The sequence below is a fragment of the Methanomethylovorans sp. genome (assembly GCF_050177135.1).
GTDB lineage: Archaea > Halobacteriota > Methanosarcinia > Methanosarcinales > Methanosarcinaceae > Methanomethylovorans.
The window spans coordinates 1-8,010 of sequence record NZ_JBFXHJ010000102.1 but is presented as its reverse complement, the minus strand read 5'-3'; the positions used below and the strand labels follow the sequence as shown (position 1 = coordinate 8,010).

The window sequence follows — 8,010 nt, the reverse complement described above, 5'->3', positions numbered from 1 at the left end:
CTTATGAGACCGAAGACGGACAAGAAGTAGAGGTAACCACAGAGAATGAAGATGACTGGTGTCCTGTAGGTACTTCATGGAAAACATCTAATCCGACAACAGGAGAGGAAGTTTCCATGGTCTATACCGGCACCAGAGAGGTCGATGGCATACAAATGTGTGTGATGGAATATACTTCCTCCAATCCTGATGATGAGGTTGCCAAAGTAGAATACATGTTCTCAGAAGATAGTGAAACATTCAGCTGGAAAAGCTACTATGCGAATGGTACTGTTCAGAGCGAAATGACCATGAAAGATGGTAAAATGACCATGATAGACGAAAAGGGTCAGGTCACTGAATTTAATCAGTAATATTTTTCTTTTTTCTTTTTTTCCGGACATGGTCACATATAAATAGCATAATTACCATGAGTAATAATCATGCACCTTCCCACTCCAGACAGTATCCGGCAGAAAAGGAACGAACTTAGGCTTACTCAAAGTGAACTGGCAAAAAGGGCAGGTGTCAGCCAGCCGCTCATAGCCCGGATCGAAGCAGGTGATGTTGATCCCCGTCTTTCGACTCTAAAACGTATTTTTAACGCATTCGATGAGAGTGAGAACGAAAGCCATGTGGTGGCAAGGAACCTTATGAACACTAATGTTATCTCCATCAGTGCTGAAGAGCCGGTGGATGCTGCCGTTAAGATCATGGAAGAGAATGACATATCGCAGATCCCTGTAGTGGAGAACGGAGTACCTATAGGGAGTATTTCAGAGGAGACCATTGTTCGTTCCATGGCAGAGAAAAAAGCTCTGGAAGTCTCAAAGATGAAGATACGAGATCTCATGGGCGATACTTTTCCCGTTGTTTCGCCCGGGACCCATGTCAAATTGGTTTCTCATCTTCTTGAAACTACACCAGCTGTGATCGTTCTGGAAAGCGGGCAGATCGCGGGTGTTGTTACAAAACATGACCTGATGAAATTATTGCGCGGATGAAGATATCCGCATTCATTATATATAAGGTCTACATTAAACAGGTCAAGTCTTCAATAAATAGAAAAGCATATCTTACAGCAAGATCCTTTTATCCAAGATTTCAGGCGATATATATGAATTTAGAAGATACTTTGCTTATGATGCCGGGACCTGTGCCCGTTGCACCACGGGTTCTCAGAGCGATGTCAAGACCTATGATCAATCACAGGAGTAATGCGTTCTCAGACATGTATGACGACTGCAGGCAGATATTAGCCGAAGTATTCAACACCAAGAACGATATTTTTGTTCTCAGTGGTTCAGGTACTGCAGCTATGGAAGCTGCTGTGGGGTGCATTGCAAACCCTAACGACCGTATCATAGCTCTCGAAAATGGTAAGTTCGGTGAACGGTTCAAGAATATTGCAAAGAGGTATGGGAAGGTAGAGGCTCTTGCATATGAATGGGGTGATTCCGTAGATCTTGGACAGCTGGAAGAGAAGCTGGAAGAGGGAGCGAAGGCAGTCACCCTGGTTCACAATGAAACGTCTACAGGTATCCTCAACCCTGCAAAAGAGGTCGGAAAACTCGCAAAAAAATACGGTGCACTCTTTATCATGGATGGTGTCACCTCTCTGGGCGGCGACCTTGTTAAAGTCGATGAATGGGATGTGGATATCGCTTTGGTCGGATCACAGAAATGCCTGGCAACACCCCCGGGACTATCCGTTGTATCTGTGAGCAAGAAAGCATTCGAAGCCATGGATGACATGGAGCGCATGCCTTATTATCTGGATCTGAAAGCTTACAAGAAAAGCAGTGAGAAAGCCCTGAGGGAGACTCCGTATACTCCTGCCATACCTCTTTTCTATGCGCTGCAGGAAGCCTTGCATATAATAAAAGAAGAGGGCATGGAAGCCAGAATAAAACGTCACTGTACTGAAGCTGCTGCCGTAAGAGCTGCTATGGAGGCAATGGGGATCGAGATGTTGCCAGACCTCAATGAATACAGTAATTATTCTAATACTGTCAGTGCAATGAAGGCACCTGAAGGTGTCACTGGTAATGATATCAAGAAGGATATGCAGGCAAGGGGTATTGTGATCGCGGGCGGTCAGGACAGACTCAGCGGCAAGATCTTCAGGATAGGCAATATGGGCAATGTCCAGCCAAAAGATATCCTGCTTACAGTCGCAGAGCTTGAGATAGTGCTCAAGAAACGTGATGTTGTTTCCAGTGTAGGGCCAGGTATCGAGGCCGCAAGCGACGTACTGGATACGCTCTGAAAGTGATACTTATGGCTACAATAGGCATCGTTGATACCACTTTTGCACGTTTTGATATGGGAGGTGCAGCTATTGATGAGGTGAAGAGGCACGTCTCAGTAAAGATCAAAAGAGTTACCGTGCCGGGTATCAAAGATCTGCCTGTGGCAGCCAAAAGGCTTATAGAGGACAGCAAAGAGCCATGTGATCTTGTTATTGCCCTGGGTATGCCGGGAAAGATGGAAAAGGACAAGATGTGTGCTAACCAGGCCTCTATGGGCCTTATACAGGCGCAGCTCATGACCAACACTCACATCATCGAGGTGTTCGTCCACGAGGACGAGGCAAAGGATGAAAGAGAACTTGCATTTCTCATGGAGCAGAGGTCCAGGGAGCATGCTGTCAATGCGGTTAAGCTGCTGTTCAGACCTGGATCCCTGATCAAGGAAGCAGGAACAGGTCAAAGGCAGGGGTTTGAAGATGTCGGGCCGGCACGTATGTAAAAAAAATAAATTCAAAATATATACATTGTTAAAACACAAGTAAAGGTGAATATCACATGACCATAAATCTTGGATTTGTCATTGCAGAATTCAACAGGGACCTTACCTATCAGATGGAACTGCTGGGTGAAGAACATGCTAAGTTCCTGGGAGCCACAGTAAAGGAAAAAATACTGGTTCCCGGTGTGTACGATATGCCGCTTGCCATAAAGAAGCTTTGTAAGAGGGAAGACATAGATGCCATTGTTACCATTGGTTCTGTCATAGAAGGAGCTACCAAGCACGATGAGATAGTTGTCCAGCATGCTGCAAGGAAGATCACTGATCTTTCCCTGGAATATGAAAAACCGGTCACTCTTGGGATTGCCGGTCCTGGGATGTCAAGACTTGAGGCCCATGAACGTGTAGACTACGCTAAACGTGCCGTTGAAGCTGCTGTTAAATTAGTAAGACGCCTTTGAAAAACATAATTATCCGAGGGCTGCCTATGGTTTCCACAAGACTTACAAGGATGCAGGAATCTGCTACTATCAAAGCTGCCAACAGGGCCAGTGAGATGCTGAAACAGGGAATAGATGTCATTAATTTTAATCTTGGAGAGCCTGATTTCGACACTCCCAAGCATATATGTGATGCTGCTGCCGATGCTATGTACAGGGGGGAAACACATTACACTCCTGCAGCCGGTATCCCTGAACTGAGGGAAGCCATAGCCGAGAAGCTCAGAGTTGAGAATGGCCTGGAAACAAAAGCATCAAATGTGCTTGTTACTCCGGGAGCAAAACAGGCCATATTCTCAATAATGATGTCAGTGCTTGGTGATGGAGAGGAAGCCATCCTTTTTGATCCTGCCTGGGTCTCCTACGAAGCATGTATCCATTTCGCAGGAGCAGAATCGGTATGGGTGCCCACGGACCCGGAGAACGGTTTTGAACCATACGATATTGGTGAATACATCACTGATAAGACAAGGATGATCGTAGTAAACAGCCCATGTAATCCCACGGGCGGCGTATACGATAAAAAGACACTCAGGTCTATTGCCGACCATGCTATTGACCATGATCTGCTTGTGCTTTCCGATGAGATCTATGAAAAGATAATCTATGAAAAAGAGCATATAAGCATTGGTTCTCTGGATGGGATGCAGGACCGCACCATTACTGTTAATGGTTTTTCCAAGGCTTACGCCATGACGGGCTGGAGGCTTGGGTATGTATCTGCTGCACCGGGTATTTTTAAAGATCTTCTTAAGATACAGTCAAATTCAGTGAGCAGCGCCACAACTTTTGTCCAGTTTGGAGGGATTGCTGCATTGGAGGGAACCCAGAAACCTGTAGAAGATATGGTAAAGGAGTTCCATGCTAGAAGGGACATCCTTGTTGATGGTTTGAATTCGATCGGTCTTAGATGTCATAGACCAGATGGTGCTTTTTATGTGTTTGCAGATGTGAGTGAATTCGGGAATGGTGACCAGGTAACGGACCAGCTTCTCAACGATGCCCATGTATCAGTGACCCAGGGTTCATCTTTTGGTCACAGTGGAAACAATTTTATAAGACTGTCCTATGCCACGTCTCAGCAACGCATCCACGAAGGGCTGGAGCGGATCGATGATATTCTTGGCTGATCTTCAGCCACATCTTTCCAATATTTTCTTAACGATCTTTGCGCTGCTGCACAGAGCACAAGGTTCTGCTTTTCCTATTCTTACAATACGGGCGCAGAAGCCTCTTTTGTGCAGTTCGTTCTTAAGTTCGTTCTCATCAAAGTGCTGATCATAACCCAAAGCAATGATATCAGGCTTTATTTCCATTATAGGTGCAAAAATATCTTCTTCACTTCCAAGTATCGCTTTATCCACCATCTTTAGAGCATTGATCATCTCTGCTCTCTGAGCTTCAGGTATCACTGGTTTAGGCTTATGTCTGATCATGGAATCCCTTGCAACAATAACATATAGCTCATCTCCCAATGCCTTGCATTCTTTCAGGTATGTCAGATGCCCTGGATGTAACAGATCAAAAGTCCCGGTTGCTAAGACCCTTATCAATCATATCACCTGGAATTGTATGAGGTAGAGGTACACTACCTTTAATAATCTTATGCAGCAATTCAAATCCCTTTCAACTATATTTTTTAGGGTTAAAATACGACTCTAAAATATTATTCACTAATCAAAATGATTAAGAAGTAGAAGTGGGATAAAACCATGGACCTTTATCCAAACTGCTACAGATCGAAAGGAGCAAAAGATGGATCCACCTGAACCCAAAACCGGGAATGCAGAAGCAACAACTTGCTTTTTGGAAGGTTATTGTTACGGATCTTGGAGAAGACATGCCGGTACTCAAGAAACGTGTTATCTTTGATCGCTTTAGCGGTGCTACCAGTGAGAATACTATGTGTAGGGGATAAGGTTTATCCATTGTAGAGGGGAGCATAGATGATGATATGTATTCCCTGTCCATAATGTGGAAAGCAATAAATGAAATTGATGTATCAATGGAAGTTAATGCATATTAATGCATAATAAGTCTCGACATTAATTACCGTATGTAATATATAGTTGTTCTAACTAATTATGTTCGAATTGCAAAGGTAGGTATCATGGTCAACAAATCTATCCGTGAGATCAATGACAGGATCAAAGATGGAAGCGTCAGTGTAGTGACTGCTGAAGAAATGGTTGGGATCGTGGCAGAGCTTGGCGCAGAAGGAGCTGCTAAGGAAGTAGATGTAGTAACGACAGGTACTTTTGGTGCCATGTGTTCCTCAGGTGTTTTTCTTAACTTCGGCCATTCTGAACCACCTATAAAAATGCAGAAAGTATGGCTTAATGATGTTGAAGCATATACTGGCGTAGCGGCAGTGGATGCCTATATTGGAGCCACACAGGTCTCAGAGACACTTGGAATGGAATACGGTGGGGCTCATGTAATAGAAGATCTTATCAGAGGCAATGCGATTGATGTACACGCTATTTCTCCCGGAACGGATTGTTATCCAAGGAAGATCCTTGATACGACCATTGACATCAATGACCTGAACCAGGCAATTATGCTCAATCCCCGTAATGCATATCAAAAATATAATGCAGCCACTAACAGTACTTCCCAGAAACTGTACACCTATATGGGTTCATTGATGCCCAATTTCGGCAATGTGACATATTCAGGTGCAGGAGTATTATCACCTCTTTCCAATGACCCGGAATACAGGACCATTGGTACAGGCACGCGTATTTTCCTTGGAGGAGCAGAGGGATATATAGTAGGTCAGGGTACTCAACATTCCTCTAAGAGCGGTTTTGGTACATTGATGGTCCAGGGCGATCTTAAAGAAATGGACCCGGAATTCATACGCGCTTCCACTTTCACAGGATATGGCGTATCTCTGTATGTGGGAATGGGGATACCTATACCTGTGCTTGACGAAAAAGTTGCACTGGCCACTGCAGTCTCTGATGCTGATATAATTACCAAGGTTATGGATTACGGGATACCTAGTCGTGACAGGCCTGTTGTCAGCCAGGTAACATATGAAGAGCTGAGGTCTGGTTCTATTGATATCAAAGGACGCGAGGTTGTAACTTCTTCACTTTCAAGTTTCAAGCGTTCCAGGCAGATAGCCGGTATACTGAAAGACTGGATCGCTCATGGAGAGTTCTTCCTATCACAACCTGCAGAGAAATTGCCTTCGGATACTGTTTCCAGGGCAATGAAACAAACAAGGGGAACACCCATGGTAAAAGACATTATGAGCAAGAATGTGATCACTATCCATAAAAACGCAAGTGTGTATGAAGCTGCTAAAAAGGTCATGGATGCTTCTTTCAACCATTTGCCTGTAGTTACAGAAAACAATACTCTGGTGGGCATAGTGACGGCATGGGATATTTCAAAAGCTGTTGCGCAGAATACATTTGACCTTGTGGAGAATATCATGACCAAAAAGGTCATCACTGCTATGGATAGCGAGCAGGTGACCATTGCAGCCAGAAGGCTTGAGCAGCATAGAGTATCGGCAATGCCTGTGGTGGATGACCAAAACCATGTCATAGGCATCATTACCAGCGATGACATCAGTATGCTTTTTTCCAGGAGGAACTGAAATGAAAATAAGGATCATCATAGATCAGGACATTGTTACCAGACCGATATTGGCCGAGGCTATACTGGAGACAGGTATTCCTCTTAACATCGCACAGGCACATTTCGATTCAACGGCAGGCGAGATCATTGCCGATATAAAGGATACTGAATACAGAATTATCAAGAATGCCCTGGTTTCAAGAGGAGCGGAAGTACTTAAACTTGACACTCCCATTAACTGGGACGAGGAAGAATGTGTGGAGTGCGGCGCCTGTATCTCAGTATGCCCGACAAAGGTATTTTCCATGGATATGGAATGGAATCTGAAAGTGGACAATACAAAATGCATCCAGTGCGGCACATGCATAGAAATGTGTCCGCATGATGCGCTTTCCCTGGATGTATGAATCTTAAGGAAAAGATCATCTAAAAGATCAGAAATGAAAGAACATTTCCAGCTTAAAGAAACGATCGTTACTATTGTAGCAGACAATGAGTCATACATATCAATGGCAAAAGAATCGATCCGTCACAATCGTGCGGTTCTGGAGAGGTTCATTGCCTTTGATCCATTTTTCAGGTCAACCCTGGAGCCATATGATTGCCCTGAAAATGCACCGGAAGTTGTGAAAAGAATGATAGTTGCAGGGAACTCCATGGGCATCGGTCCCATGAGCGCTGTTGCAGGTACAATTGCAGCAATGGCAGTGGGATCTATGGTGGATGCAGGAGCTACTTTTGCAATTGTTGATAATGGAGGAGATATCGCACTGATCAACGACAGGCCTGTTATCATAGGTGTCTATGCAGGCACTTCTCCTGTGAAGGACCTGGGTTTCAGGGTGCCAGTTCATGACCATATCACAGGGATCTGTACTTCTTCAGGCACTGTGGGTCCATCCATTAGTTTCGGGATGGCAGATGCCGCTATAGTTTTCTCGGATGATGTTTCTTTGGCCGATGCTGCAGCCACAGCACTGGGGAATGCAACATGCGTAGGAAAAGAGGCAGTGGAAAAGGCCTTTGATGCTGTGAAACATGTTGCTGGTATAAAAGGAGCGGCAGTGATACAGGGAGAATATATAGGGATGTGGGGTTCCATCCCGGAAATGGTCAGAGCCGATATTGACTACGACTGTATCACCAAAGGTTGATCTCACGTCTGAACAGTGGCTAAGTAGACCTC

Annotated in this window: 10 protein-coding genes; 9 read left to right on the top strand and 1 reads right to left on the bottom strand. The window is 44.6% G+C overall.

Annotation, left to right across the window (positions count from 1 at the left end; genetic code table 11):
- From AB7U21_RS08640 to AB7U21_RS08615, 6 genes are all read left to right on the top strand, one after another.
- A partial coding sequence (locus tag AB7U21_RS08640) for a membrane-binding protein (RefSeq protein ID WP_428388329.1) occupies positions 1-353 on the top strand: 353 nt, incomplete at its 5' end.
- A gap of 69 nt (positions 354-422) precedes the next feature.
- Positions 423-983: a CBS domain-containing protein gene (locus tag AB7U21_RS08635; protein WP_333787002.1), complete on the top strand. Its 561-nt coding sequence runs from the start codon at positions 423-425 to the stop codon at positions 981-983.
- 113 nt (positions 984-1,096) lie between these two features.
- On the top strand, positions 1,097-2,248 hold the full coding sequence (locus tag AB7U21_RS08630; RefSeq protein ID WP_428388327.1) for a pyridoxal-phosphate-dependent aminotransferase family protein: 1,152 nt from the start codon (positions 1,097-1,099) through the stop codon (positions 2,246-2,248).
- An 11-nt stretch (positions 2,249-2,259) separates the two neighbouring features.
- Positions 2,260-2,730, top strand: a complete 471-nt coding sequence (ribC, locus tag AB7U21_RS08625; RefSeq protein ID WP_333787004.1) for a riboflavin synthase — start codon at positions 2,260-2,262, stop codon at positions 2,728-2,730.
- 56 nt (positions 2,731-2,786) lie between these two features.
- Complete coding sequence (gene ribH, locus AB7U21_RS08620; protein ID WP_292351930.1) at positions 2,787-3,191, top strand: 6,7-dimethyl-8-ribityllumazine synthase; 405 nt, start codon at positions 2,787-2,789, stop codon at positions 3,189-3,191.
- A gap of 26 nt (positions 3,192-3,217) precedes the next feature.
- On the top strand, positions 3,218-4,360 hold the full coding sequence (locus AB7U21_RS08615; protein WP_428388324.1) for a pyridoxal phosphate-dependent aminotransferase: 1,143 nt from the start codon (positions 3,218-3,220) through the stop codon (positions 4,358-4,360).
- Between the two features lie 3 nt (positions 4,361-4,363).
- Here AB7U21_RS08615 and AB7U21_RS08610 read toward each other — a convergent pair whose 3' ends face one another.
- Positions 4,364-4,783: an adenylyltransferase/cytidyltransferase family protein gene (locus tag AB7U21_RS08610; protein ID WP_333787006.1), complete on the bottom strand. Its 420-nt coding sequence runs from the start codon at positions 4,781-4,783 to the stop codon at positions 4,364-4,366.
- Between the two features lie 557 nt (positions 4,784-5,340).
- Between AB7U21_RS08610 and AB7U21_RS08605 the strand changes: the two genes are divergently transcribed.
- From AB7U21_RS08605 to AB7U21_RS08595, 3 genes are read left to right on the top strand one after another with little or no spacing between them, the layout of a single operon-like run.
- Entirely contained in the window at positions 5,341-6,843 is a 1,503-nt protein-coding gene (locus tag AB7U21_RS08605; protein ID WP_428388321.1) for a homocysteine biosynthesis protein, read from the top strand.
- A 1-nt stretch (position 6,844) separates the two neighbouring features.
- The gene (locus AB7U21_RS08600) at positions 6,845-7,231 is read left to right on the top strand and encodes a 4Fe-4S binding protein (RefSeq protein WP_333787008.1); all 387 of its coding nucleotides are present in this window, start codon (positions 6,845-6,847) and stop codon (positions 7,229-7,231) included.
- Between the two features lie 33 nt (positions 7,232-7,264).
- Complete coding sequence (locus tag AB7U21_RS08595) at positions 7,265-7,978, top strand: UPF0280 family protein (RefSeq protein WP_333787009.1); 714 nt, start codon at positions 7,265-7,267, stop codon at positions 7,976-7,978.
- The last annotated feature ends 32 nt before the right edge of the window (positions 7,979-8,010 follow it).

Bases quoted from the DNA above. Each gene is read 5' to 3' on its own strand.
- AB7U21_RS08635 (WP_333787002.1), top strand. From the start codon at position 423: ATGCACCTTCCCACTCCAGACAGTATCCGGCAGAAAAGGAACGAACTT.
- AB7U21_RS08630 (WP_428388327.1), top strand. From the start codon at position 1,097: ATGAATTTAGAAGATACTTTGCTTATGATGCCGGGACCTGTGCCCGTT.
- ribC (WP_333787004.1), top strand. From the start codon at position 2,260: ATGGCTACAATAGGCATCGTTGATACCACTTTTGCACGTTTTGATATG.
- ribH (WP_292351930.1), top strand. From the start codon at position 2,787: ATGACCATAAATCTTGGATTTGTCATTGCAGAATTCAACAGGGACCTT.
- AB7U21_RS08615 (WP_428388324.1), top strand. From the start codon at position 3,218: ATGGTTTCCACAAGACTTACAAGGATGCAGGAATCTGCTACTATCAAA.
- AB7U21_RS08605 (WP_428388321.1), top strand. From the start codon at position 5,341: ATGGTCAACAAATCTATCCGTGAGATCAATGACAGGATCAAAGATGGA.
- AB7U21_RS08600 (WP_333787008.1), top strand. From the start codon at position 6,845: ATGAAAATAAGGATCATCATAGATCAGGACATTGTTACCAGACCGATA.
- AB7U21_RS08595 (WP_333787009.1), top strand. From the start codon at position 7,265: ATGAAAGAACATTTCCAGCTTAAAGAAACGATCGTTACTATTGTAGCA.